At 48.8% G+C, this 25,585-nt stretch carries 21 protein-coding genes; 9 read left to right on the plus strand and 12 right to left on the minus strand.

All coding sequences use genetic code 11. From position 1 onward, the window contains the following. Positions 1–2: 2 nt before the first annotated feature. On the minus strand, positions 3–1,178 hold the full coding sequence (locus CWI76_RS08675; RefSeq protein ID WP_126759956.1) for an acyl-CoA dehydrogenase: 1,176 nt from the start codon (positions 1,176–1,178) through the stop codon (positions 3–5). A gap of 191 nt (positions 1,179–1,369) precedes the next feature. On the opposite strand from CWI76_RS08675, the gene CWI76_RS08680 reads away from it, so the two are divergent. After that, positions 1,370–2,221, plus strand: a complete 852-nt coding sequence (locus CWI76_RS08680) for a LysR family transcriptional regulator (protein WP_126759957.1) — start codon at positions 1,370–1,372, stop codon at positions 2,219–2,221. Between the two features lie 8 nt (positions 2,222–2,229). Here the strand turns inward: CWI76_RS08680 and CWI76_RS08685 are convergent, their stop codons facing one another. Next, positions 2,230–3,159, minus strand: coding sequence for a GGDEF domain-containing protein (locus CWI76_RS08685; RefSeq protein WP_126759958.1), 930 nt, complete (start codon positions 3,157–3,159; stop codon positions 2,230–2,232). Between the two features lie 319 nt (positions 3,160–3,478). Further along, positions 3,479–5,635, minus strand: coding sequence for a catalase/peroxidase HPI (gene katG / locus CWI76_RS08690; RefSeq protein WP_126759959.1), 2,157 nt, complete (start codon positions 5,633–5,635; stop codon positions 3,479–3,481). Positions 5,636–5,802: 167 nt separating this feature from the next. Between katG and CWI76_RS08695 the strand changes: the two genes are divergently transcribed. Beyond that, positions 5,803–6,891, plus strand: coding sequence for a threonine aldolase family protein (locus CWI76_RS08695; protein WP_126759960.1), 1,089 nt, complete (start codon positions 5,803–5,805; stop codon positions 6,889–6,891). Here the strand turns inward: CWI76_RS08695 and CWI76_RS08700 are convergent. The 4 genes from CWI76_RS08700 to narL form a co-directional block, all read right to left on the minus strand. Continuing rightward, positions 6,888–7,085, minus strand: coding sequence for a YfhL family 4Fe-4S dicluster ferredoxin (locus CWI76_RS08700; RefSeq protein WP_126759961.1), 198 nt, complete (start codon positions 7,083–7,085; stop codon positions 6,888–6,890). The two genes, CWI76_RS08695 and CWI76_RS08700, sit on opposite strands and share 4 nt — an antisense overlap. Continuing rightward, positions 7,069–8,412 carry a prephenate-dependent tRNA uridine(34) hydroxylase TrhP gene (gene trhP / locus CWI76_RS08705; RefSeq protein WP_126759962.1) on the minus strand — a complete coding sequence of 448 codons (1,344 nt, stop codon included), beginning with the start codon at positions 8,410–8,412 and terminating at the stop codon, positions 7,069–7,071. Before trhP ends, CWI76_RS08700 begins: the two co-directional genes overlap by 17 nt. 67 nt (positions 8,413–8,479) lie before the next feature. After that, positions 8,480–10,069, minus strand: coding sequence for a thiamine pyrophosphate-binding protein (locus CWI76_RS08710; RefSeq protein WP_126759963.1), 1,590 nt, complete (start codon positions 10,067–10,069; stop codon positions 8,480–8,482). A gap of 78 nt (positions 10,070–10,147) precedes the next feature. Continuing rightward, entirely contained in the window at positions 10,148–10,792 is a 645-nt protein-coding gene (gene narL / locus CWI76_RS08715; protein WP_126759964.1) for a two-component system response regulator NarL, read from the minus strand. Positions 10,793–11,014: 222 nt separating this feature from the next. On the opposite strand from narL, the gene CWI76_RS08720 reads away from it, so the two are divergent. Continuing rightward, positions 11,015–12,325 (plus strand): MFS transporter, encoded by a 1,311-nt coding sequence (locus CWI76_RS08720; protein ID WP_126759965.1) that lies wholly within the window; start codon positions 11,015–11,017, stop codon positions 12,323–12,325. 2 nt (positions 12,326–12,327) lie between these two features. Here the strand turns inward: CWI76_RS08720 and CWI76_RS08725 are convergent, their stop codons facing one another. Then, on the minus strand, positions 12,328–14,133 hold the full coding sequence (locus CWI76_RS08725; protein ID WP_126759966.1) for an ATP-binding protein: 1,806 nt from the start codon (positions 14,131–14,133) through the stop codon (positions 12,328–12,330). A gap of 81 nt (positions 14,134–14,214) precedes the next feature. Between CWI76_RS08725 and tmpT the strand changes: the two genes are divergently transcribed. Further along, entirely contained in the window at positions 14,215–14,856 is a 642-nt protein-coding gene (tmpT, locus tag CWI76_RS08730; RefSeq protein WP_126759967.1) for a thiopurine S-methyltransferase, read from the plus strand. Positions 14,857–14,938: 82 nt separating this feature from the next. On the opposite strand, the gene CWI76_RS08735 is transcribed toward tmpT, so the two are convergent. Next, positions 14,939–17,212, minus strand: a complete 2,274-nt coding sequence (locus tag CWI76_RS08735) for a nitric-oxide reductase large subunit (RefSeq protein WP_126759968.1) — start codon at positions 17,210–17,212, stop codon at positions 14,939–14,941. Positions 17,213–17,614: 402 nt separating this feature from the next. On the opposite strand from CWI76_RS08735, the gene nrdG reads away from it, so the two are divergent. Further along, positions 17,615–18,067 carry an anaerobic ribonucleoside-triphosphate reductase activating protein gene (gene nrdG / locus CWI76_RS08740; protein ID WP_126759969.1) on the plus strand — a complete coding sequence of 151 codons (453 nt, stop codon included), beginning with the start codon at positions 17,615–17,617 and terminating at the stop codon, positions 18,065–18,067. A gap of 13 nt (positions 18,068–18,080) precedes the next feature. Continuing rightward, entirely contained in the window at positions 18,081–19,937 is a 1,857-nt protein-coding gene (gene nrdD, locus CWI76_RS08745) for an anaerobic ribonucleoside-triphosphate reductase (protein ID WP_338068863.1), read from the plus strand. 35 nt (positions 19,938–19,972) lie between these two features. On the opposite strand, the gene hemN is transcribed toward nrdD, so the two are convergent. Both hemN and ubiT read right to left on the minus strand, forming a co-directional pair. Next, positions 19,973–21,352 carry an oxygen-independent coproporphyrinogen III oxidase gene (gene hemN / locus CWI76_RS08750; RefSeq protein ID WP_126759971.1) on the minus strand — a complete coding sequence of 460 codons (1,380 nt, stop codon included), beginning with the start codon at positions 21,350–21,352 and terminating at the stop codon, positions 19,973–19,975. A gap of 116 nt (positions 21,353–21,468) precedes the next feature. Next, complete coding sequence (ubiT, locus tag CWI76_RS08755; RefSeq protein WP_157980823.1) at positions 21,469–21,936, minus strand: ubiquinone anaerobic biosynthesis accessory factor UbiT; 468 nt, start codon at positions 21,934–21,936, stop codon at positions 21,469–21,471. 126 nt (positions 21,937–22,062) lie between these two features. Here ubiT and ubiU point away from each other — a divergent pair, with 126 nt between their 5' ends. From ubiU to CWI76_RS08770, 3 genes are read left to right on the plus strand one after another with little or no spacing between them, the layout of a single operon-like run. Then, positions 22,063–23,058: a ubiquinone anaerobic biosynthesis protein UbiU gene (gene ubiU / locus CWI76_RS08760; RefSeq protein WP_126759973.1), complete on the plus strand. Its 996-nt coding sequence runs from the start codon at positions 22,063–22,065 to the stop codon at positions 23,056–23,058. Positions 23,059–23,060: 2 nt separating this feature from the next. After that, the gene (locus CWI76_RS08765; protein ID WP_126759974.1) at positions 23,061–23,939 is read left to right on the plus strand and encodes a U32 family peptidase; all 879 of its coding nucleotides are present in this window, start codon (positions 23,061–23,063) and stop codon (positions 23,937–23,939) included. A 34-nt stretch (positions 23,940–23,973) separates the two neighbouring features. Further along, positions 23,974–25,182: an NnrS family protein gene (locus CWI76_RS08770; RefSeq protein ID WP_126759975.1), complete on the plus strand. Its 1,209-nt coding sequence runs from the start codon at positions 23,974–23,976 to the stop codon at positions 25,180–25,182. Here CWI76_RS08770 and CWI76_RS08775 read toward each other — a convergent pair. Beyond that, positions 25,179–25,574: a YbaN family protein gene (locus CWI76_RS08775; RefSeq protein WP_126759976.1), complete on the minus strand. Its 396-nt coding sequence runs from the start codon at positions 25,572–25,574 to the stop codon at positions 25,179–25,181. The two genes, CWI76_RS08770 and CWI76_RS08775, sit on opposite strands and share 4 nt — an antisense overlap. Positions 25,575–25,585: the final 11 nt, after the last annotated feature.

The raw sequence follows: 25,585 nt of genomic DNA on the forward strand, positions 1-25,585 counted from the left end.
GTTTAACCGAACGCTTGTAAGCCAGTTTGTGCACGACCCAGAATCAGGGCATGAACATCGTGCGTCCCTTCGTAGGTATTCACCGCTTCAAGGTTCATCACATGGCGAATCACATGATACTCGTCAGCAATACCATTACCGCCGTGCATATCACGTGCAACACGTGCGATATCCAGCGCTTTGCCACAGGAGTTGCGCTTAATTAACGAAATAGTTTCTGGTGGTAGCTGGTCAAGATCCATCAATCGACCTGCTTGTAAACAGGCTAATAAACCGATGGTGATTTCCGTTTGCATATCCGCCAATTTCTTCTGAATCAGCTGCGTTGCCGCCAATGGGCGATTAAACTGATGGCGATCAAGCGTATATTGACGCGCCGCATGCCAGCAAAATTCGGCTGCACCAAGAGCGCCCCAAGCAATACCGTAGCGGGCTTTGTTCAAACAGCCAAATGGGCCTTTCAAACCGCTCACGTTTGGCAACAAGGCATCTTCTGGCACTTCGACGTTATCCATCACAATCTCACCGGTAATTGACGCGCGCAGTGAGAATTTGCCTTCAATTTTAGGTGCGGATAAACCCTTCATACCTTTCTCAAGTACGAAGCCGCGAATTTCGCCATCAAGCTTCGCCCACACCACAAACACATCGGCAATCGGTGAGTTAGTAATCCACATTTTAGTGCCTTTCAGCACATAACCGCCGTCAATCTTTTTCGCCGTAGTACGCATGCTGGCAGGGTCAGAACCGGCATCCGGTTCGGTCAAACCAAAGCAACCAACCCACTCACCGCTTGCTAACTTCGGCAAATATGTCATGCGTTGCTCTTCGGTACCGTAGGCATAAATCGGGTGCATCACCAAGCTTGATTGCACACTCATCGCACTGCGGTAACCGCTATCGACGCGCTCAACTTCACGTGCAATTAAGCCATAACAAACATGATTCACTTCCGCACAGCCGTATTTTTCCGGCAACGTCGCACCCAATAATCCGAGCTCACCTAACTCGTTCATAATCTCTCGATCAAAACGCTCTTCGCGGTTTGCCGTAAGCACCCGAGTCATCAGTTTTTCTTGGCAGTACTGATGGGCGGTATCGCGAATCATGCGTTCTTCTTCAGTCAGCATGGATGAAAATTGGAATGGGTCTTGCCAGTCAAAAGGAAAACGAGCCATGAGAAATCCTCAGTTTAAGAGACGTTAATCGTTATTCGTTATTCGTTATTCGTTAAGAACAAACCGATTTGGGTATTCATTCGAGTAACGAGTAACGAATAACCAATAACGCTTTTTATTTGTTCTCACTTTACTCCTGTTTGTTGTAAAGTTAAATCATATAAAAACTAAACCAGCTATAGCTTTTACCTATGGATTTACGACAACTAAATTACTTCGTGGCAGTATACGAAAACGGCAGTATTAGTGCCGCGGCTCGAGCCTGTCATGTAGCGCAACCAAGCTTGTCGGCTGCACTACAGCAACTGGAAGATGAATTGGGTACTGCGCTGTTCGTGCGGCAATCGCGCGGCGTGACGCCAACCGAAGATGGCGAGCGTTTGTATGGCCATGCCGGGCGATTGCTCAGTCAAATGCAATCGCTGAAAGCCTCGTTTCGACATAGCGTGAAGCGGGTGCAATTTCGGTTGGGATTGATTCGTGCTTTGGGGGTGGAGCGTATGAGTCAATTACTACGTGAATTCAGTGCCGGAGTGGAAGGGTTGGAATTGCATTTGGTGGAGCCGGAGGATGATGCCGATGCGCGAATCATTACCCCGAAATTGCTCAAAGCCGGTGAACAGTTTTTGCCTATTTGGACTGACCATTTTTTGATTGCATTACCTGCTGGACACCCGTTAGCGCTCAAACCGAGTTTACAATTGGAAGATTTCGATGAATTGGCACTGATTAAACGCACACCATGCGATGCATGGTCGCAGTTTTATCCGGAGTTGATAAGAAACGGAATTCAGCCAGATATAAGGGCGGACATTCACACCATTGAATATGCGCTTGGGTTGGTTTCTGCTGGTGTTGGTGTTGCATTGGTTCCTGATTTCGAGGTGCTTCGCGAACGTCAGGATGTGATTTTACGACCACTTGAGGGCATTACCTTACAACGGACGATTGGTCTTGCGTATCCGCGCTCAAAAGCAGGTCAGCCGGCGCTAGATTGGTTGCGCATACTGTGCCAACAACGGAGTCAGCCAACAACCCCGTAGCTGTGTTATCAAGCAAATTTAAATTGGTTACGACCGCTTGCTTTGGCGGCATAAAGTGCTGCGTCGGCATCGTTGAGTAGGTCATCTAGTGATCGGGTGCTGCGTACGCTAAGAATTCCTCCTAGGCTGACGGTTAGCTCTATATCACGACCATCGAAATGGAAGGATTGTGCAGCAATCCGCTCGACCAGACGCTGACTTATCATTTCCGCTTGCTGACGATCCACATCGGCCAAAGCAATCGCAAACTCTTCGCCGCCAATACGCGCAGCAACGTCGCGTTCGCGCATTGTTCTACGAATAATTTCTGCCACATGCCTTAGGCAAGCATCACCTGCCGCATGGCCAAACTGGTCATTGATTGATTTGAAATGATCAAGGTCAATCATCAAAATGCACGACGGTTTTTCCAACTGCTTATTTTGAGCAAGGAGCAGCGCGCCCTGTTCAAAAAAAGCGCGTCGATTAAACAATTCCGTCAATTCATCAAGGTGTGCAATTTTAAGCAGGCGTCGCTCGTTGTGAGAAAAAGCGAGAACCGGAAACAGTAGCGTGGTCATCGTGGTCATCATTAAATGCGCCATCAACAACAGCGTAAATAAAGTCTCGCTTGTATCGGCGATTTGCAGCGCAGTATTTGCCATAAGCAGCATGAGCAAACCGTGAATACCAAATAGCCCCATCAATATTTGGCGAGTAATTCGCGGCGTTGGCCGAATGTGCCGAAGGTAGTTGGCAGCGAAAAGATAAATCACACCGCATAAAGTCGCTGTCATTGCTTCGGCGACATGAGCTATCGATAGCGTGCTAAGCAGCAATATCGTACTGACGACTAGGGTGACGACAATGCTAGTCAGTGGCACGTCAGTTTGTTGGCGATACTGTCGCATGCCGTGTAAAGCGAGCAATGGCACACTAATAATCAGTAAATCCGCCACAACAATCGTCAGCCAAGGTTGCTCAATTGTCCCTCGGAGGCTGGTCAGAACATTGGCTAGGGCAAATAAGAAACACGCAAGCGCCCATGTTTTAAAACTCTTTTGCGTAGGAATAGCTCGGTGAATAACAAGCAGGGTTATACCAAGTACAATGTTTAAAATGATTGTCGTAATGATCAATGTGGGTAGATGAATCAACGCACAAGTCTCTTGGAGCTAAATAACAACGAAAAGCCAGAATAGCTCGTTCAAACGCGTCGCACAATCGAACTTACACTCGCGCTCTGCCTCAATGACAGAGCGCGAATATTTCAACTAACTAAGAAGCGATATCAAATCGGTCTGCATTCATCACTTTGGTCCATGCTTTGACGAAGTCTTTCACAAATTTTTCTTGTGAATCGTCTTGTGCATAGAGTTCAGCGTATGAACGTAAAATCGAGTTCGAACCAAACACCAGATCAACACGCGTTGCGGTGTATTTGGTTTCACCGGTGTTACGATCTTTTATCGCATAACTGTTGCGGCCAGTTGGCTCCCACTTGTACTGCATATCGGTGAGCGTGACGAAGAAATCATTGGTTAAGCTACCAACACGGTCGGTAAATACACCATGCTTGCTGTCACCGTAGTTGGTGCCAAGCACACGCATGCCGCCCATGAGCACAGTCATCTCAGGAGCCGTTAGCCCCATTAACTGAGCGCGATCGAGCAACAACTCTTCCGGTTGCACGGTGTAGTGCTTCTTCAACCAGTTACGGAAACCATCATGAATCGGCTCCAGTGGCTCAAATGAGTCAACATCGGTTTGCTCGTCGGTGGCGTCGCCACGACCTGGGGCAAATGGCACTTCAATATTGAAGCCAGCGTTCTTCGCCGCTTGCTCTATGGCGTAGTTACCGCCAAGCACAATCACATCAGCAATGCTGGCGCCGGTTGCTTTTGCAATCGGTTCAAGCTTACGCAACACTTTCGCGAGTCGCTCAGGCTCATTGCCTTCCCAGTCTTTCTGTGGCGCTAAACGAATACGTGCACCGTTCGCACCGCCGCGAAGATCGGAGCCACGGAACGTGCGCGCGCTATCCCAAGCGGTTGCCGCAAGCTCAGCAATCGATAGCCCCGTGTCAGCAATTTTCGCTTTCACTGCGGCAACATCATAGTCTTTGCTACCAGCAGGAATCGGATCTTGCCAAATCAACTCTTCTTGCGGAACATCTGGGCCTAAATAGCGAGCCAGTGGCCCCATGTCGCGGTGCGTCAGCTTATACCAAGCACGAGCGAACACTTTTGAGAAATACTCAGGGTCTTTATAAAAGCGCTCAGAAATTTTCCGATACTCAGGATCCATCTTCATCGCCATATCCGCATCGGTCATTATTGGATTCCGACGAATGGATGGGTCTTCCACATCAACCGGTTTGTCCTCTTCCTTAATATTAATCGGCTCCCACTGCCAAGCGCCGGCTGGGCTCTTTTTCAGTTCCCAGTCATAGGTAAACAGCAAGTAGAAATAGCCGTTGTCCCATTGGGTTGGGTGGGTTGTCCATGCGCCTTCAATGCCGCTAGTTACCGTATCTCGGCCGATGCCGCGGGTTTTAGTATTGTTCCAACCTAAGCCTTGCTCATGAACGTCGGCAGATTCAGGATCAGGACCCAAGTTCTCAGCCCTGCCGTTACCATGACATTTACCAACGGTGTGACCACCTGCGGTTAATGCGACTGTTTCTTCATCATTCATGGCCATACGCAAGAAGGTTTCGCGAACGTCTTGTGCGGTACGTAGTGGATCTGGATTACCGTCGACACCCTCTGGGTTCACATAAATCAAGCCCATCTGAACCGCAGCTAATGGATTTTCTAGGCTGGCACTATCTTCTTTTTCGTAACGCGTTTTACCTAACCACTCAGTTTCAGAACCCCAGTAAGTATCTTTCTCTGGGTGCCAAATATCTTCGCGACCGAATGCAAAACCGTAGGATGGTAAGCCCATCGATTCATAGGCCATGGTGCCGGCTAAGATGATTAAATCGGCCCAGCTAATTTTGTTGCCGTATTTCTTTTTAATCGGCCACAACAAACGACGAGCTTTGTCGAGGTTCACGTTGTCTGGCCATGAGTTTAATGGCGCAAAGCGCTGATTGCCGGTACCGCCGCCACCGCGACCATCAGCAATACGATAAGAACCCGCTGCGTGCCACGCCATCCGAATCATCAAACCACCGTAATGACCCCAATCGGCCGGCCACCACGCTTGGCTGTCGGTCATTAAGGCTTTTAAGTCATTCTTTAATGCGTCAACGTCGAGTTGTTTCAACGCTTCGGAATATTTGAAGTCAGGATCTAGCGGGTTGGTCTTGCGGTCGTGCTGGTGCAGAATGTCTAAGTTCAAGGCATTCGGCCACCAATCCATATTTGATTTGCCGGTCGCAGTGTTGCCACCGTGCATGACTGGGCATTTACCTGCATTGTCACTCATAAAAAACTCCTCGTTTCAATTCGTTAGCATCATCAAATTTCATGATAATGCCTTACCCTACGCTCTTAATGAGTCTAGTCAAAGTAAATAAAAACGACCAACTTAATAGCTTTTTTCGATGAAACTTTGTTTAATAGCACAGTATTTCAAGTAGAAGTGACAGCCTCATGAGCAATATACGCCAAGCCTATCAACAAGCCGCACGTCAAGCGCAGTGGTCGATACTGCGACATCCTCCGGAATCGATGGCGCAGGTATTGCGGCAACTAGCAAGCCGCGCGGAAGGTACGTCTGAACCAGATGTCTATGGTAGCGGTGCATTGATTGAGCGCTTTGAGGCGAAAATTGCCGAAATGCTTGGTAAACCAGCGGGACTATTTTTACCAAGCGGTACCCTGGCACAACCGATGGCACTGAAAATTCACAGTGAGGCAAGCCATAAACGGCAAGTTGGCCTGCACCCAACATCGCATCTGGTGCTGCATGAACAAGATGGTTATCAGCAGCTATGGGGGCTGCAAGGACAGTTGCTCGGCGATGCCGAGAAGGTGCTAACACTGCACGATTTAAAACAAGCGAATACGGCCGAATTAGCGGCGATTGTGCTTGAGTTACCGATGCGTGAAATTGGCGGACAATTGCCGACTTGGGACGACTTGCAGGCACAGGTGGCATGGGCACGTAAACATAACATTGCCGTACATATCGATGGTGCACGGCTGTGGCATTGTCCCGCGTATTATCAACGCAGCTTAGCGGATATTTGCGACTTAGCTGATTCAGTTTATGTGAGTTTGTATAAAGATATTGGCGGTATTGCGGGCGCTGTGTTGGCAGGTACCGAAGCATTTATTGCTGAGGCAAAGCGTTGGAATCGTCGTGCTGGCGGCAACTTAATTTCGATGTACCCCTACATTTTGGCGGCTGAGAAAGGTCTCGAAGAAAACTTAGCGTCAATCGATGACGCCGTTCACTATGCACAAAAGCTTGGGCCGTTATTAGAGGCCATTGAGGGCGTGCGCGTGAAGCCAAAACAACCGCAAGCGGCCATGTTCCACTTGCACATTGACCGCGAAGAAGACGCTTTGATTCAAGCAATGACTGATTATGCGAATACGACTGGTGTGGTTGTTCTGCCGTTACCGCGAGCTCGTAAAAATGGCCAGTGTATTTGTGAAATCAGCGTGGGTCGCCGCACCATGCAGCAGCCACCTGAATTCTGGCATGAGCACCTGAGCGCTTGTTTGCAAGCTTAAGCGTCTGGAATTAACGTCATGCATTCAATCGGACACACTGGAATACAAGCGGGCTCGTCGTAGAAGCCTTCGCATTCGGTGCATTTGTTCACATCGACCACGTAGTGCTCCTTACCCATGGCAATGGCGTCGTTCGGGCACTCGGGTACGCACATATCGCAGTTAATGCAGTCACTATCAATTACCACAGGCATTGGTCACCTCCACCACGGGAATCGTTTGTTGCGGTTTGTGTTCGCCAATCTTAATGAGCATGCTAAAGTGCGCGTCATCATCTGTTAGTGCAATCGGTAATTGCACATGAACCTGGCGGCCAGCACCGGCTGCACGCACTAATGGTTGGTCTTGTGCATCCTGCATATTGCGAAGCTCAAAGGTTACATTTCCCGATGGCTTCATCAGAATCAAGGTATCGCCGACAGCAAAGGCATTTTTGACATCGACATAAGCGTTTGTACCCTCAACTGAAAGCACTTCGCCGACCAACAGTTGCTCGCCTAAGCTATGGCTGGTGTTGTAGTTTTGCGTGTCGCTGGGCACGTGGCGGCGCAAGAAGCCTTCGGTAAACCCACGGTTAGCCATACCTTCTAATTCCGCCAATAAATCACGGTTAAACGGTTTTCCAGCCACGGCATCATCAATGGCTTGACGATATATTTGTGCAGTGCGCGCAACGTAGTACGGGGATTTGGTGCGCCCTTCAATTTTCAGTGAATGCACACCCATGCGGGTTAACGCGTCAACATGTTCAATGCCGCGCAAATCTTTGGAATTCATGATGTAGGTGCCATGCAAATCTTCATCCATGAGCATGTATTCACCAGGACGCTGCGGCTCGGTCAATAACACTGGAGTATCAATCGGGTTGAATTGGCCGACAGCATCTTCCTGCGCATCATGTACCTGATAGGGCCAGCGACAAGAATTGGTGCAAGCGCCTTGATTCGGGTCGCGTTTATTGAAGTAACCAGATAACAAGCAACGGCCGGAGTACGCCATACACAATGCGCCGTGAACAAAGACTTCGAGTTCCATATCCGGACATGTTTTGCGAATCTCAGCAATTTCACGTACTTCGAGTTCTCGCGACAAAATCACCCGTTCAATACCTTGCTGCTGCCAAAATTGCACCGCCGCCCAATTAACCGTATTAGCTTGCACGCTCAAATGCAGCGCTTGTTCGGGGTAATGCTGACGTAGCAACATCACAATGCCGGGATCAGAAACAATCAATGCATCGGGTTTTAATGCCACTACCGGCGCCATATCGTCCACAAACGAAACAAGCTTGGCATTGTGCGGGGCAATATTCACCACCACGTAGAACTTTTTGCCGAGCGCGTGTGCTTCGTTGATACCTTGCTCGAGGCGTGGCAAATCAAATTCGTTGTTGCGCACGCGCAGGCTGTAGCGAGGTTGGCCGGCATAGACAGCATCAGCGCCGTAAGCAAATGCAAGACGCATCGCTTTTAAGCTGCCGGCTGGGCTCAATAATTCTGGTCCAGATTGACGTAATGACATAACACCCTTGTGTAACTGCAGTCGGTTGTGGTCGAAACGGTTGTGGTCGAAATTGTGGCCGGGTAGTTTATACCTCGCTGGCGCCTGTTTTGTTGATCGACGTCAAGGTTTGTGCAAATTGCTGCAGCCGCGCCGTGCGGCTATTTTCAGGTAGCCAAACATCAATCAGGTGGGCGCGGTCGGGGTCAGCCCAAGCATGCGCAAAGGCGGCTGCGAAGCTTTGTTGGTCATGCGCACGTAAGCTGTGAATACCCATCGATTCCGCTAATTGTGGGAATTGCCAATGCTGTAGCGTTGTTGCTTTCAGCGTTGGTGCAAATGCCGCAATCATGTCCCATTTATGGTTATTAAACAGCACCACAATTGGGCGGCAGCCATAACGCAAGCTGTGAGCAAGCTCTAAACCGGTCATTAAGAAAGCTCCATCGCCAACCAAGACCACAGGGCGGCGTTGATTGGTGGCATAAACCCCGAGCGCAGCGGGAACGGCATAACCCATAGAGGCATAGTAAGCAGGTGCCAAAAACTCGGATGGCGAGGCTTGCAATGAAGCGAACAAACAGTCACCGACGTCACTTATAATAGGCACAATAGCGCGTTGGCGGCTAAGCTGCTGATGAATTTCCCGAACGACGGTATCGGCATTAAAATATGCCGGCTCTTGCTGCTGTATCGGTGTTAGATCACGGTGCTCAAAAAGCGGCAAGGGTTCACTAGCAAGCCGAGCACAGAAGAGTTTCAGCGGTTGCGCAGGAAACTCAATTCGATGAAAGTGCTCGGCATGAATAAGAGCCTGATGCGCGCTAAAATTGCTGTCGGTGTAAACCACGCCAATTGCTAATACGAGGTCGGCATCATAAATGAGCTGACTGGCGCGCGTGCCCTGGGCGCCGCAGAATACACCGCCATAACAGCTATGTTCGGGGTTTACGCTGGCGCGTCCGAGTAAGGTAGTCACAATTGGAATATTGAACTGTTCAGCGAGCCGTTCTAGTGCGAATTGCGCTCCACTGCGGCGCACGTTTACACCACTTAAGATAACCGGCCGTCGCGCTGTGCATAAGGCGTCAACAAGGCGTTGGTAGGCGAATTCGTCAACCGCTTGTGGGGTTTCATGCAGCACCAGCTCGGCCGGCTTCAAATTAAAATCGACGGCATCGCGCGGAACTTCAATCAGGACAGGGCGAGATTGTCGCTGACATTGTTGTATCGCGGCTTGTAGTTCATTCGCCGCCGTGTCGGGATTATTCAAACGAACTTGCGCGCAAGTAATTTCGGCAAAAATAGTCCGCTGTGAATCGATAGACTTGGCTTGATGATGTATTTGTAATCCCGAGGCAACTTCTTTCGCACTGGGGTAGCCGGCAATAATGATCAGTGGCACATATTCTTCGTAAGCTTGAGCCACAGCATTAACGCCGTTTAGCGCACCGGCGCCATAGGTCAAAGCGACAACGGTTGGACGATTAGCGCTACGAGCCGCAGCATCGGCGGCATACACGGCAGCAGGCTCGTGAGTTAAATAATAAAACGGCAGGGCATCGGGTTGATCTTGCAACTGCTGTAGTAACGGCAGAATAAAATCACCAGGAATACCAAATATCTCATTCACGCCGCAGTGGCGCAGCGATTGAGTAAGCAATGCACCAAGTTGCATGTTTAAGGCTCCATAACCAAATCAGCCCACAAGTGTGGGCTGATTTATGAAGCGAAGTGTTGACGTGCGTCAATAAGCTTACTGGTCTTGGTTCACCATCCACACAGCCGCTTCCACTCGAGAGCGCAAACCTAGTTTTTTCAGCAGGTGCTTCACGTGTACTTTTACGGTGCCATCAGAAATATCCAGCTCGCGGGCAATCACTTTATTACTCATGCCCTTGGCAATCAGCTCCAAAATTTCGCGTTCACGATTGGTCAAGCCATCGAGTTTACTCGCCGTTGGCGCTGATGGACGGCGCAATGCCGTTGCCAGTACCTCGGTAATGGCTTCACTGAGAACCATTTTCCCTTCAATGGCACGTTGAATTTGGTCCAGTAACAATTCCGGATCCATATCTTTCAACAAATAGCCATCGGCGCCATTGGTAATAGCGGTCACAACATCTTCATCCGCATCAGACACCGTCAACATGACAATGCGAGACGTCACGCCGTTATCGCGCATGCGCTTCAGCGTTTCGAGGCCATCCATGCCTTGCATGTTCAAATCAAGAATGATCAGATCAGGGTCAAGCTCTTCAGCTTTTGCCAAGGCGTCTACGCCGTTGCTGCATTCAGCAACAACCTCTAGACCATCCTCGAGTGAAATCAACTGTTTCAAACCCTTGCGCAGCAGTGGATGATCATCCACAAGCATAATGCTAGCGGGGGTGTCCGACATGACAAGCTCCTTGTTTGCGTCGCTATTTATTGCGTTTCATCAGTATTCTAAAGCACGTATTGTTACACAATGTTGTGCCACAAAGTACAGATTAGCGCAAACTAACCCTTTTGGGGTAGTTTCAGTTGCCTCTTCTGCCTTGCCAATTATCACTCCCGCTGAATTGTTGTATTGCGTGCAATCACGCATAGTTCATAGCATGAATCATACTAGGAGCTGCCCGTGAATACTGTGCGCACATCTTCAACTGTCGACAAGCCAACAGCAATCAATTTGATTGTTGGCATGACGCTGTGGATGAGTCTCAGTGTGTTAGTGGTGCAGCTGTTCACCGTCGACGCTGGCTTTAGTTTTGCGCAACTGTATCGTCTGCTCGCCATTTCCGGATTAAGCGCCACAGTATGGCATTTCGTGTTCTTTTGGTTGGGTGAGCGAGCCATGCAGGCACGGTTTATTTATCTCAGCACTGCGGCGCTGCTGTTGCCAGCTATCGCTATGATCTGGCTGCTAATGAATCCGCCATTGTCTTATACCGCACTGCAGTGGCTGGCCGCTGCCTGTGGTTTCGGTGGGGCACAATTTATTGCATTTACGCATCACGACAAAGTGGATCATTCTGGGTTGGGTTGGACGTTGGCGGTAAACGCAGGCATCGCTGGCATTGGGATTGTCATAGCGCAGGCGGCCTTGCCATTTCTTTCTAGCTTCAATTTGTTTGGGGCTACACCTTGGTTTACAGCGCACGGCAGCGGCGACATCGTGGGAATCATTGCTCCCGGTGCGCCGCTCTATCTGGCCAATATTGGTTGGCTGATTGTTGCGGCAATTGTGTTGGCGACGATTACTTGGCAAGTCGCTCGACCATCGACACGACAGCCGGCGCCGCCACTTGGGAGTTTAACCGATCGCACACATTATCGAGCCATTTTACGTAATAAGCACACTTGGTTGATGACGCTGTTTTATGTCATGGCGTTTGGTTCGTTTATCGGTTTCACCATTACTTTCCCGTTGAGCTTACAAACATTCAGTGCAACCTATGCGCCAAGCGCATTGACGTACGCTTGGATTGGTCCGTTGCTTGGTGTGTTAGCGCGGCCATTTGGCGGCTGGTTAGCGGATTTGTTTGGCGGAGCGAAAGTTACCTTATGGTGTGCGCTGGTACTCACTGTGAGTTGCATTGTCGCCGGTGCTATCACTTTTCAGGCGAGTCAAAGTCCGTTACCAGAACAGTGGTTTCTAGGGTATTTGCTGATATTTTTAGTGATTTTCATTGCAACTGGCGCGGCTAGTAGTGCAATCTTCCGCAGCGTTAGTGTGGTGTTGCCATTGGAGCGACTCCCATTGGCACTGCGCTGGCTAACTGCAGTTGCAACCGCCGGCGCGGCGTATATTCCGACGTTGTGGTACATCAATAGCACCCATGCAACTCCAGCGATTGCGCTGTTTGTCTTCGCCGCTTTCTACCTGTTGTGTGCAGTGTTGGTCAGCGTCATGTATCTGCGCAATCGGAGCGAGTTCTATAACCCGTAAACTTAAGCAGGATACGGCTCGCTTTGGCGTTCCAAAATGTACTGTGGGGTAAATTCAAAATACACACCAGTACCGCCAACATCACGACGCTGAATTGAAATATTTCCACCTAAATGACGGCTGCGTTCTTGCATAATCGCTAAACCATAATGGTTGAGCTTCTCGGCGTTCTCCGGAATACCAATGCCGTTATCTTCAATGCTCAGGTGAATTTTCTCTTGGTCATCTTGCGATAATCGCACCACCACATCCGAACCTTGGCTATGGTGAATGGTATTCTGGCAGGCTTCACGAATAATTTGCAGCAAGTGAATTTCTTCGTGTGGCACCAGCGGTGTATTCTCCAACTGATAGTCTAAGCGGAAGGCGATATCCGATTGCTCACCAAACTGTTGCATGGTGGTTTGTAATGCATGCAACAAACCAGCACCGTCCACCTTTAAGCGGAAGGTAGTAAGCAACTCGCGCAGTTGACGATAAGCCGCATTCAAGCCTTCTTTCAGCTCTTCAGCGACATCTTCAATCACTTCGCGGTTATCTTTATCAATGGCTTTGTTTAAACGAGTCACCTGAATTTTCAAATACGACAGCGCTTGCGCTAACGAATCATGTAACTCACGAGCAATCACCGTACGTTCTTGAATGAGCGCTAAGCGACGCACTTGCTCTTCTTCTTGTTTTAAGCTCAATGCCACAGCGAGCTGGTCGGCAACCGATTGAATCAATTGCTGCTGCCAATCGTTAAGTTGCTCTGATAACGGACAACGCGCAACGAGAACGCCGTAGCTGTGATCTTCACGTTCAATGGCGAAGCGATAAATACGCTGATTGTCCTGGATTGAAACACCGGCACCGGCATTCACGCATTGGCTACAATCGACCCCTTCGCATGGATCAAACGGTGCGCCGATAGGTTGTACCTGCAGATAAGGCTTGTTACCAGCTTCGGTGATTAAGCAAAGCTCAATATCATCCACTTCGGAGGCTCGCTTCAACCCATTCACAATTTCGGTGAAATCGTGATAGCCCGGCGAATGCTCAATAATCATGCGTGCTGTATCGTATAAAAATTGCAGACGAATATTGGATTTCTGAATGGCTTTGGTCTGTTCGTCGACGCGCTTTTCGAGATTGCCGTACATAAAGCCAATGGCTTCATTCATTTTATTTAGCGTGCCGGCTAAAACACCGAGCTCGTCGCGCATCGGGTGCTTAACACGCGCTGTAAAGTCGCCCTGACCTATGCGGCGGGCCGCTTGGGTTAATACCTCTAACGGATAGCGAACCCGCGTACGTAACCAATAAAAAATTACAAACGCCAAGCCAATGCTAGCAAACAAGCTCAGTACCTGAATGGAGCGAATTGAGCGAATCCGTGTCTCAGCATCTTGCTGAATAGCCGTGACAAACGCATTAATTTGATCAATCTGTGGCTCAATTTCATTCATTAAGCGATTAGCGGGAATCTCCCCAGTTTCTACACGTTGTTGAAACGCCAGCCAATTCGTTTGAGTTGACCGATACAATTCGGTCAACGCGCTTTGTTCGTGCTCAAAGCGATTAAATACACTGTGATGCCAACTTTCATTTAACGCCTCGGCAATCGTCGCAGCTTTTTCTGGCGAGTGCATGACATGCCAGCTGTACTGGTAGGCTTGATAGCGCAGTGAGCCCGCAACATTGATGGCTAACGCATCGAGGTCGGCTTTTTCTGACAGCCAATAAGAAGCCAAAAGCGTCAAGATGGTTAAGCCCACCATGGCACTTAAAGCAATTCCGATACGAGTAACAATTGAAAACTTATTCATAACACCTGCGTTGTTGCGGTTTGCGCTTGCGACTGTATAGTTTAACGCCAAACGTTCTGATGTGCGAATACGGAGTTGTAAATGGAACATGAATTTTGGCACGAACGCTGGCAAAAGCGTGAAATTGGTTTTCATCGCCTCGATGTCCACCCGTTACCGACGACTCAAATTGAATCGGTTGCTAAGCCTAGCGCCACCATTTTCGTGCCGTTGTGTGGCAAGTCGCTCGATATGCAATGGTTGCTTCAACAAGGCTATGAGGTAATTGGTATTGAGCTGAGCGAGGCTGCAATTCAAGAGTTTTTTGCTGAGCACAGTATTCCCTATCAAACCACTCAAGAAGGTCCTTTCGTTGCTTATCGCGCAGAGGGCATCTGTATTTATCAGGGCGATTTTTTTGCGCTGACCAAAACGCACTTACAAACAGTAACAACGTGGTATGACCGCGCTGCTATGGTCGCGCTGCCGCCAGCGATGAGAGTGAAGTACGTCTCGCATTTGCAACATATTTTGCCGCCAGCAGCCACCGGCTTATTGGTCATGGTTGAGTACCCAGATGGGTATTGGAAAGGACCGCCTTTTGCGATTCATACAACTGAAGTACTCGCGAGTTATGAGGCGAATTACAACATTGAAATACTGCCGTTGTTACCGGGGTTCACACTGGGTGGCGATGCCAACGTGACAGAGCGTGGTTACTTGTTATTCCCTAAAGAGACTTAAGAGGGCAAAAAAAAGCCCGAGACGGTTGGGAGGTCTCGGGCTAACATCACCGTGGGGTTACCACGGACAACAACACAAGTTGTTACTTCACAGTGACGGGTTTAGCGTCAACTTCAGCTTCTTGCTTGCCGAACAGGCCAATAACAACCTGATAAGCAACCGCAAGACCACCGATGATAAACACCACGTCACCAACAGTACGAATCCAACGTAAGCTTTCTAGCAATGGCTGTTGCATGAACTCTTCGCTACGTGCGTACCATAAACCTTCAGATGCAGATGCGAAGAACTGGATGAAGCCAATTGGCAACAAGCTAGTGAACAGCATCATGCACAGACCAATGTTCATCCACCAGAAAGCGGTTTTCATGATCTTGTCGTTGAACGCGAAGTTCGGACGAATGTAGCGCAAGATAAGCAGTACGAAACCAATCGCTAAGAAACCATACACTCCGAACAATGCTGCGTGAGCATGAGTAGGTGTAGTGTTCAAGCCTTGAATGTAGTACAGCGCAATTGGTGGGTTAATCATGAAGCCCAATACGCCGGCACCCAAGAAGTTCCAGAATGCGACTGCAACGAAGCACATGAGAGGCCACTTGATGCGTTGCATCCAGTCAGCACGTTTCTGCAAGCTCCAGTTTTCCCAAGCTTCATAACCAAGCACTACCAATGGTACGACTTCAAGCGCAGAGAAAGTCGCGCCCACCGCCATAATTGGGGTTGTGGTACCTGAGAAGTACAAGTGGTGGAATGTACCTGGTACGCCACCTAACATGAACAATGATGCTGAAGCCAATGAAGCTGCAGTTGCCATGCGGCGTGATACTAAGCCCATGCTGTGGAAGATAAATGCTAACGCCGCAGTTGCGAATACTTCGAAGAAGCCTTCTACCCACAGGTGAACAATCCACCAGCGCCAGTATTCCATGATTGAGATGTGAGTACGTTCGCCGTAGAAGAAGCCAGCGCCGTAGAACAAACCAATCGCTACCACTGATGCGGTTAGTAGAGCCAATAAGTTCTTGTCGCCAGGTTGTTTGAATGCGCCAACAACGCCACGCAACATCAAACCTAACCAGAAGACGATACCTAGGAACTTACCAATCTGCCACAGACGACCTAAGTCGACGTACTCATAACCTTGGTGACCTAACCAGAAGCTTAGGTTCTCAGGCATGATTTGTGCGATAGCTAAGTAGTTACCGATGAACGAGCCAGCCACAACCACAACCAGTGCCCAGAACAAGATGTCGACACCCAGTTTTTGGTATTTCGGATCTTTACCACCGTTGATAATTGGTGCAAGGAACAAACCTGCAGCCAAGAAGCCGGTTGCAATCCAGAATAGTGCGGCTTGAATGTGCCAAGTACGTACCAATGAGTACGGGAACCACTGCGACACGTTGATACCATAGAATTCCTGGCCTTCAACGGTGTAGTGTGCGGTGAAACCACCGAGGAAAATTTGCACAATGAACAACGCCATCACCAAGAACAGGTATTTACCCAAGGCTTTTTGTGATGGAGTTAAATTAACCAGACTGATAGGGTCTTTCTTCGGTGCTTCAGGCTCTTCTTCGTCATGTTCACGCAAGAACGCCCACGCCCAAATCAAGGCACCAACACCGGCAATTAACAAGATAATTGATACCAATGACCAGATGATATTTTCAGCACTTGGTTTGTTATCAATTAACGGCTCATGCGGCCAGTTATTGGTATAAGTCACGTCGCTATCAGGGCGCTCAGTTGCGGCAGCCCAAGCAGTCCAGAAGAAGAACTGAGTCATGACGTCGCGACGTTCTGCGCTTGGTAAGGTGTTCTCTTTCATCGCATAGCTTTCGCGCGTGCTACGCAGTGACAAGTCATCGCTGAACAAACGACTATAGTACTCAGCAGTTTGTGCAATTGCTTCAGCACGAACGGCATCAACCGTAAGCGTATCGGTTGCAGCGTCGTACTGAGGGTTACGATATTCTTGCTTTAACTCAAACTGCAGCGCGTTCTGTTGCGCTTCAGTTAAGCTTTCATAGCTTTGGCCGTAGGTGTTTTGCGCGGTAATTTCTAACCATGCTAACAACTCGCGGTGTAACCAATCGGCAGTCCAGTCTGGCGCCTGATACGCACCATGACCCCAAATCGAGCCGAGTTGCATACCACCGACTGATTGCCATGCGGTTTGACCATCAAGAATCGTCTCTTCCGTCATCAATACTTGACCCGATTCGGTCACTACTTGATCAGGAATAGGCGGAGCGACACGGTAAACTTCTTTACCGAAATAACCGAGGACACCAAAGGTAATCGCCAAAATGGCAATCAATGTCCACCATAATTTTTTATAACCGGCCATGTGGCACCTCCGGCTGTTGATGTTGTTGCATTGTTGATTCTCCCTTTAATCACGTTTGCGCTGTGTTACGACATGGGTTGCGCACACGTCGATTGTCTAGCAAGCCCCGTGCCAAGTTTTATCTCACTGAAAAAGCACGTTTATTTAAATTTATTGGGTTAAATCAACCCAATTCTTCAGCGGTCATTTAAACCGCCTCGGTAGAAATTACCCGCGTATAGAATGGCAGAGCCCTAGTCCACAAGAAATTGAGCTAAAGGGGTAAACAAAAGGATTGTTTGGGGTATACCCATTGGAGGTAGTTTTATTGATCTAGATCAAAGCAGCTTTGTGTGTCGAGACTATGCTGAAACACAATATATAGTGATTTATAAATAACCCTACACAATATATAGGTATTTCATGTTGCGATACAGTGCTGAACAGGTGGTATTTCAGGAGGTTCCTGGAGAAGTCTCCCTTGCTTATACCATCACCGGCTGTCCAGTGGGATGCAAAGGGTGCCACAGCGTCGATAGTTGGCCAGTGGGTAGTGGTGAGGCGCTAACTACCGACTACTTCGCGGCGCGTTTGGCACAGTATCGCAACCTGATTACCTGTGTATTGTTTCTTGGCGGCGAATGGCAGCCCGATGCGCTCATTGCGCTACTGAAAATGAGCCGTGACGCCGGTCTCGAAACTTGTTTATACACCGGTTATGACGACGTGTCGCAAGCGATTAAGCAACACTTGACCTACCTCAAAACGGGGCCATGGATTGCGGAGCTTGGTGGCCTAGACAGCCCCACCACCAACCAGAAGTTCTATGACTTACGCAATCAGCAACGACTCAATTGCCGGTTTATCACAACGTAGCCGGTTATAAATAATAAATAAATGGAGAAGAACAATGCTGCGCTTACACCCTGAACAAGTTGACGCGAAAATGGACTTTATCAAGCAGTACTTAGCTGCACAAAATGCTGCTGATGGTTCAAAAATGGATGCCAACGCCAACGTCACCCAGAAAAATATTGCGACCCTTGAAGCGGAATTGATGAAAGACTTTTTCGTGCAAGTAAATCGTAAACAAGTCAGTACCAAAATTGGCGAACTGTTTGGTGATGATTTGGCTCAAGAATACATTCGTCAAATTGAAGATCACGAGATTTATGTGCACGACGAAACCAGTTTGAAGCCTTATTGTGTGTCGGTGACCATGTATCCGTTTTTGCGTGATGGTTTAACGAAACTCGGTGGTGAGTCAAAAGCGCCAAAACATCTCGAAAGCTTCTGCGGCACCTTCGTAAACTTCGTTTTTGCTGTCAGCTCACAGTTTGCCGGTGCAGTCGCGACGGTCGAATTTTTGGCTTACTTCGATCATTTTGCGCGTCGTGATTATGGCGATAACTACCTTGAGACGCATCGCCATGAAATTGAAAATCACCTTCAGCACGTTGTCTATGCATTAAACCAGCCAGCTGCTGCACGTGGCTACCAAAGTGTTTTCTGGAATATTTCGGTGTATGACCAACACTACTTTGACAGTATGTTTGGTGATTTTGTGTTCCCTGATTTCAGCAAGAGTAGCTGGGAATCAGTCAGTAAGTTGCAAGATTTCTTTTTGCATTGGTTTAACGAAGAGCGCAAGAAAACCATTTTAACTTTCCCCGTAGTCACTGTGGCCATGCTCACCGAAAACGGTCAGTGTAAAGATCAGCAGTTTGCCCGCCATATTGCACATGAACTTGCCGACGGTAACTCCTTCTTTGTGTACTTATCGCCAAACGCAGACTCGCTCGCCTCATGCTGCCGCTTGCGTAGCGAAATTGCCGACAACACCTTCAGTTACACCTTGGGTGCCGGCGGCGTTGCTACGGGTTCTATCAATGTCATTACCATTAATATGAATCGCTTGGTGCAAGACGGTCGCGATTTAAATACTGAAATTGAGAAAATTCATAAGTACCAAGTGGCTTATCGCCGCATTATGGAAGAATACAAAGAAGCGGGCTTGCTCACCGTTTATGATGCCGGCTTTATTTCGCTGGATAAGCAATTCTTGACCATTGGCATCAATGGCATGGTGGAAGCGGCTGAATCACAAGGGTTAGTGGCGAGCAACAACCGCGACTACATTGAGTTTGTGCAGCGTCATTTGAAAGTCATCTATGACGCCAACAAACGTGCGAAGCAAGAATACGGCTATATGTTCAATACCGAATTTGTGCCGGCCGAAAACCTTGGCGTGAAGAACGCGAAGTGGGATCGTGAAGATGGCTACTTTGTACCACGAGACTGCTACAACTCCTATTTCTATGTGGTTGAAGATGAGCAAACCAATTCGCTGGATAAATTCATCATGCACGGTAACGAGTTGATTGAATTCTTAGATGGCGGTTCGGCGTTACATTTGAATCTGGATGAGAAGCTCAATGTAGATGGTTATTTGTCGATGCTGAATATCGCTGCAACCACAGGCTGCAATTACTTCTGTATCAACGTGAAAATTACCATCTGCAATGCGTGCGAGCACATCGATAAACGTACGTTGTGTGAATGTTCATCGTGTGGCTCTGACGATGTCGATTATGGAACTCGAGTAATCGGTTACTTGAAACGCGTGTCGGCATTTAGCGCAGGGCGCCGCAAAGAACATCAAGCGCGCCATTATCACCGCAAACAGCATGACACCAGTATTGCCGGCGCTCGAGCGCAGGCTAACGCACTGAAGCAGGCGAGTTAAGCCTGCTTCAACTCAGCATGTAAATCAGCGCTGCGTTACACCACTTTGGAGTAACGTGGCGCTGTTGCTGCGTCATCTAAATAAGCATCAAAACAGGCACAGATACTACGCACCCACAGGCGACCTAATGGCGTCACCGTTAAGCGCTGATCGTTTAACTCAACCAAATTATCTTCTACGAACGGTGCCAATTTTCGCTTCGCATCAGCGAAATAAGACCAAAAATCGTCGATGTTCCATTCTTTAGCGAACGCTTCAATGTCGAGATCAAAGTGGCAAATCACTTGTGAAATCAAAGCAGCGCGTAAGCGATCATCGTCGTTTAACTCAAACCCTTTCACAATCGGCAAAGTACCGTTATCAATGGCTTTGTAATAAGACGGTAGCTCTTTCACGTTTTGCCAGAGTACACCGTCAATTTGGCTAATTGAGGAGGCACCAATACCCAATAGCGCATCTTGACCAGACGTGGTGTAGCCCTGGAAATTACGCTGCAGTTCGCCGCGTTGTTGCGCCTGTGCCAAGGTATCGTTGGTTTTAGCGAAGTGATCCATGCCAATGAACTGATAGCCAGCCTCGGTGAACTTAGTAATACCTAACTGCAGCAATTCCAGTTTGATCGGTGCGGTTGGTAAGCTCGACTCATCAATTTTACGCTGGCCCGCAAAGCGCGATGGCAAGTGGGCATAGCTAAACAGTGACACGCGGTCAGGGTTCAGCTCAATCACTTGGTCAATCGATGCCGCGAAAGTTTCAGGGCGTTGATATGGTAGCCCATAGATTAGATCGAGATTGATTGAGCGAAAGCCAAGTTCTTTGCTCAATGCAACCTGATGTTTGATCATGTCCGTGTCTTGCACTCGGTTGATGGCAATTTGAACCTTGGTGTCGAAATCTTGTACACCATAGCTCACGCGGTCAAAACCAAGTTGACGCAAATGACGCAGTTTGTCATCGCTACAGCTGCGCGGATCGATTTCAATTGACCACTCTGCATTCGCGGTAAAATTGAAATGTTCATGCAGTAAGTCCATTAAGCGTGACAACTGTGTTTCGCTTAAGAACGTTGGCGTACCACCGCCCATATGCACCGATTCAAACTTGCGATCGCCCAACAAGGCTTTGTACATCGCCATTTCTTTGGCCAGGTAATCCAAATAAATGTCGGCTTTGTGCTGATGACGGGTGATGACCTTGTTACAGCCGCAGTAGTAGCAAAGCTTAATACAGAACGGTAAATGAATGTATAAGCTCAACTCTTTTGGGGCGTTGGCAAGAGTGCGTACCATCGAGCTCAATGGAAACTGATTGTGCAGCGCCAATGCGGTCGGGTAAGACGTATAGCGTGGTCCATTGATGTTGTATTTATCGATGAGCTCCTGGCTCCAAACAATCTGGTTTGCGTGATTGGTCATGCGAACACCCCGTGGGAAAACCCCTTACTGATGAATAACTGAGCGCAGTTTATATGATGCGGATCAAAAATTTGATACACCTGAAGGGGTATAAGCTACCCGAACATACGCGCAAATTAACGTAGCTCGGGCTTTGCCAGAATCAGGCTGACGGTCTCTTGGGTTACTCGATACAGCGACGCAGGCAGACGCCCTTCTAATTCAATTGTATCGAGTAAATTTTTCACCGATAAACCCAGTTCGGTGTCGCCCTTAATCAGCAGTTTACGCCGGAAAAACAGGGTGTCTGGGTCGACTTGGCCACTCATCAGCAACACCAACGAGGCACTATTTCCGCGCATGGTCACTGCGGCTTGATGCGGCTTTACGGACACTTTCAGGCGCATCGTATGTGGGTTTGCAATGGCGGTGACATAGAACACCAAGCTGAGATCGGGAACCTCAATTTGTACCCATTGATTAATTAAAAACGCAAGTTTTTGTTGTTGTAGCTCTGGTTTTAACACGTGGTTCAACATGGCCCCCAGCACCTGTTCTGACAAGGGTTTGGGCACGACATGTAAGGCACTATTAAAACCTTTCATAAGCTGCTGCCAGTGATCTACTACTTTTGGGATAACCATAAGTTGCCGTCCATTAATGTCCCTTAAAATTTTCATCGGATTATAATACTCATTACGAATGCATGTTTATCGACGGGATCAATAATTATGGAACTTCTGTGTCCGGCTGGCAGCATGCCAGCGTTAAAAGCCGCCATTGAGTACGGCGCCGACGCGGTGTATGTCGGCCTCAAAGACGAGACCAACGCACGTCATTTCGCGGGACTAAATCTTGATCAGGCTGGGCTGAGCGAAGCGGCTCGATATGTGCATCAACATGGCAAGAAGCTTCACGTCGCGATTAATACCTTTGCGCATGCCGATACGTTTGAGAACTGGCGCCGTGCTGTCGACATGGCAGTCAAAGCTGGCGCTGACGTGCTCATTCTTGCGGACATGGCGGTATTGGCGTATGCCGCCGATCGGTATCCGAAAGTTGAACTGCACTTATCGGTGCAAGCTTCTGCTACCAATGCAGCTGCCATTGAATTCTATAAACAGTTTGGTGTGAGTCGTGTCGTATTGCCGCGGGTGCTATCGATGAATCAAGTGCGAGCGATAGCGCGCACAACTGATATCGAGCTCGAGGTATTTGCCTTCGGTAGCTTGTGCATCATGGCTGAGGGGCGTTGCTACTTGAGCTCTTATATGACTGGTGAATCGCCGAACACTGCTGGCGCATGCTCGCCAGCAAAGTACGTGCGCTGGGATGAAGCCGAAGACGGTACGTTAGAGTCGCGCCTCAATAACATTCTTATCGATCGTTTTGCGCCGGATGAAACGGCTGGTTATCCAACGCTATGTAAAGGTCGGTTTAAGGTTGGTGATGACACTTACCATGCTTTAGAAGAACCAACTAGCTTGAATACGCTTAGTTTACTGCCCGAATTGTACAAAGAAGGCATTGCGTCGCTGAAAATTGAAGGGCGCCAACGAAGCCCAGCATACGTGGCGCAAATTACCCAAGTTTGGCGACAAGCCATTGATGCCGTGATGGCAAACCCAGAGCAGTTTGCGGTTCAAGAACAGTGGGATCATGTTTTGGCGGGCCTTTCTGAGGGAAGTCAAACCACCCTTGGCGCCTACCACAGGAAATGGAAGTAACGATGAAATTTTCACTCGGAGCAATTCAGTATTTTTGGCCCAAACAAGTGGTCGAAAACTTTTACCAACAGGCAGCCGACTCGGCTGTGGATATTGTTTATTTAGGCGAAACCGTTTGCAGCAAACGACGTGAGCTGAAGTTTGATGATTACATGGGCATTGCGCATATGTTGCGCGAGGCGGGCAAGCAAGTCTGTTTATCAACCATGACCTTGTTAGAGGCTCCATCGGAACTGCGTGAGCTGCGCAAATACTGCGACAACGGTGAGTTTCTGGTGGAGGCCAATGATGTTGGCGCCATTCCGTACTTGCAGGAGCACAAAGTACCGTTCGTTGCGGGGGCAGCGATTAACTGCTACAACCAACATACATTACGAAAGTTAATGAGTTTAGGCATGAGCCGGTGGGTGATGCCGGTTGAGTTGTCACGTGATTGGTTAGCGAAGTTATTGCAGCAGCCCATGGTACACGATGTGCGCGATTGCTTCGAAGTGGAAGTGTTCGCGTTAGGGCATATGCCATTGGCCTGGTCCGGGCGTTGTTTTACCGCGCGCTCCGAGAACCGCCCAAAAGATCAGTGCGAACTGGTCTGCATCAATTATCCGGAAGGGCGACCCGTCAGCAGCCAAGATGGCCAACAAGTGTTTGTACTGAATGGTATTCAAACGCAGTCGGGTAGCCGCTACAACTTGGTCAACCAACTCCCCAATATGGATGGCTTAGTAGATGTTGTGCGCTTGAGTCCGCAGTTGGTGGGAACCTTTGACTGGCTTGAAAAATTTCGTGCCAATGTGGCAGGTGGCGCGCCACAGAAACTGGATAAGAATGATAGCAACGGCTATTGGTTAGCCCTTGCCGGACTTGTGCAACAGCTCGATTAAAGCTCGCTTACACACCAAAAATTAGGGAGAGCTCATGTTACAAATTACCGATTTACAAGTTGAACAAAAAATGTGGCCGTTGTTGCGCCAAGCGTTTCGCCCCATGTTTTTATTGGGTGCTAGTTTCAGTGCCATTGCGATGCTGCTGTGGATACTGGTACTGGGCGGGCAAATTTCGTTGCCGGTTTACGGGCAAGTGATGTTTTGGCATGCCCATGAAATGATTTTTGGCTTTGTTGCTGCAATTGTTGTGGGCTTTTTACTTACCGCTGTTCAAAACTGGACAGGACTACGTGCCACCCATGGCCGAGCACTTGGTATTCTGACCATCGTTTGGTTACTTGGTCGATTGCTAATGCTTTTTGGCGCCGGCTTACCGGTATGGCTGGTGGCTGCGGTTGATTTGTTGTTTCTGCCGTTGGCCGCGATCTTGCTAGCGGTACCCCTTATTCAAGTGAAACAACAGCGTAACTTGTTCTTTGTGCCTGTACTGTTCTTGCTGACGTTTTGTAATGCGCTCATGCACTACGGTTTAGTGAGTGGCCGTTTCGATTTACAACAGTTAGGGAGTCAAAATGCCGTATGGCTGATCACGTTACTGATGGCCATTGTTGGTGGGCGTGTGCTACCCATGTTTACGGCGAACGGCACGATGACCCAAAAGGCGCAACCGATTGAGTGGCTCGACCGGATTGGGCTCGGCAGCTTGTGGCTAATTTTTATCCTCAATATCACCTTGTTAAATGCGCAATTGCCAAACGAGGTCATGGCCGCTTTATACGGTATTAGCGCCGTTGCATTAGGTATTCGTTGCTTCCGCTGGCGCATATGGATAACGCTTCGCGTGCCATTGTTATGGTCGTTGCATGTCGCCTATTGGTTTATTCCAGTTGGCTTAGCATTGTTTGCCCTACGTGAACTTGGTGTCACCAGCATCACAAACTCCATCGCGCTGCATGCACTTACCGCTGGCGCAATGGGCAACATGATTTTAGCGATGATAGCGCGGGTTTCATTGGGACATAGTGGTCGTCCATTGCAACCTAAGCCGATTATGTCATTAGCATTTCTATTGGTTATTTCAGCGGCGTTATCGCGCGTTGTACTTAATTGGTTGGTGCCCGATTTAGCCATGTCTTGGTTGGTATTTGCGGCGGTAGCATGGATTATTGCCTATGCCATGTACGTGGTGGTGTATTTGCCAATTCTTACCACACCACGCCCAGACGGACGTCCAGGCTAATCCGATTCGGTTGCGGTGGCTGGCGCTACTTCTGGACGTGACCAGAGCCACACCGCAACCGTCGCCATAATTCCGATCACGGCGAATTTTACGGCAAAAGGAGCAGGGCTGAATCCTAGCATAATGGCACTACCACTCATCATCACTGACGCAATCACTTTTGGTTGACGTTTAACCACGCCATATTTACGCCAAGCAATAATTTGCGGCCCATACTTCGGGTGCGCCAGCAGCTTTTGCTCAAGCACCGGCCACCCTTTACCGCCAGCCCAAGCTGCGACAAGTAAAAACGGAACCGTTGGCATAATCGGTAGCAATAACCCGATTACTCCAAGCAGCAACGCTAAGATTGCGATAGTGCGCCACAGCAGAATGCGCAGAATTACCCTCATAAAAAACCGAC

It is taken from the genome of Pseudidiomarina marina (genome assembly GCF_003987045.1).
Taxonomy (GTDB): Bacteria; Pseudomonadota; Gammaproteobacteria; order Enterobacterales; family Alteromonadaceae; genus Pseudidiomarina; species Pseudidiomarina marina.

Bases quoted from the DNA above. Each gene is read 5' to 3' on its own strand.
- ubiT (WP_157980823.1), bottom strand. From the start codon at position 21,936: ATGAAAGGTTTTAATAGTGCCTTACATGTCGTGCCCAAACCCTTGTCA.
- hemN (WP_126759971.1), bottom strand. From the start codon at position 21,352: ATGACCAATCACGCAAACCAGATTGTTTGGAGCCAGGAGCTCATCGAT.
- CWI76_RS08725 (WP_126759966.1), bottom strand. From the start codon at position 14,133: ATGAATAAGTTTTCAATTGTTACTCGTATCGGAATTGCTTTAAGTGCC.
- narL (WP_126759964.1), bottom strand. From the start codon at position 10,792: ATGTCGGACACCCCCGCTAGCATTATGCTTGTGGATGATCATCCACTG.
- trhP (WP_126759962.1), bottom strand. From the start codon at position 8,412: ATGTCATTACGTCAATCTGGACCAGAATTATTGAGCCCAGCCGGCAGC.
- CWI76_RS08735 (WP_126759968.1), bottom strand. From the start codon at position 17,212: ATGGCCGGTTATAAAAAATTATGGTGGACATTGATTGCCATTTTGGCG.
- CWI76_RS08710 (WP_126759963.1), bottom strand. From the start codon at position 10,069: ATGCAACTTGGTGCATTGCTTACTCAATCGCTGCGCCACTGCGGCGTG.
- CWI76_RS08775 (WP_126759976.1), bottom strand. From the start codon at position 25,574: ATGAGGGTAATTCTGCGCATTCTGCTGTGGCGCACTATCGCAATCTTA.
- nrdG (WP_126759969.1), top strand. From the start codon at position 17,615: ATGTTGCGATACAGTGCTGAACAGGTGGTATTTCAGGAGGTTCCTGGA.
- CWI76_RS08770 (WP_126759975.1), top strand. From the start codon at position 23,974: ATGTTACAAATTACCGATTTACAAGTTGAACAAAAAATGTGGCCGTTG.
- CWI76_RS08695 (WP_126759960.1), top strand. From the start codon at position 5,803: ATGAGCAATATACGCCAAGCCTATCAACAAGCCGCACGTCAAGCGCAG.
- katG (WP_126759959.1), bottom strand. From the start codon at position 5,635: ATGAGTGACAATGCAGGTAAATGCCCAGTCATGCACGGTGGCAACACT.
- CWI76_RS08675 (WP_126759956.1), bottom strand. From the start codon at position 1,178: ATGGCTCGTTTTCCTTTTGACTGGCAAGACCCATTCCAATTTTCATCC.
- ubiU (WP_126759973.1), top strand. From the start codon at position 22,063: ATGGAACTTCTGTGTCCGGCTGGCAGCATGCCAGCGTTAAAAGCCGCC.
- CWI76_RS08700 (WP_126759961.1), bottom strand. From the start codon at position 7,085: ATGCCTGTGGTAATTGATAGTGACTGCATTAACTGCGATATGTGCGTA.
- CWI76_RS08680 (WP_126759957.1), top strand. From the start codon at position 1,370: ATGGATTTACGACAACTAAATTACTTCGTGGCAGTATACGAAAACGGC.
- CWI76_RS08765 (WP_126759974.1), top strand. From the start codon at position 23,061: ATGAAATTTTCACTCGGAGCAATTCAGTATTTTTGGCCCAAACAAGTG.
- tmpT (WP_126759967.1), top strand. From the start codon at position 14,215: ATGGAACATGAATTTTGGCACGAACGCTGGCAAAAGCGTGAAATTGGT.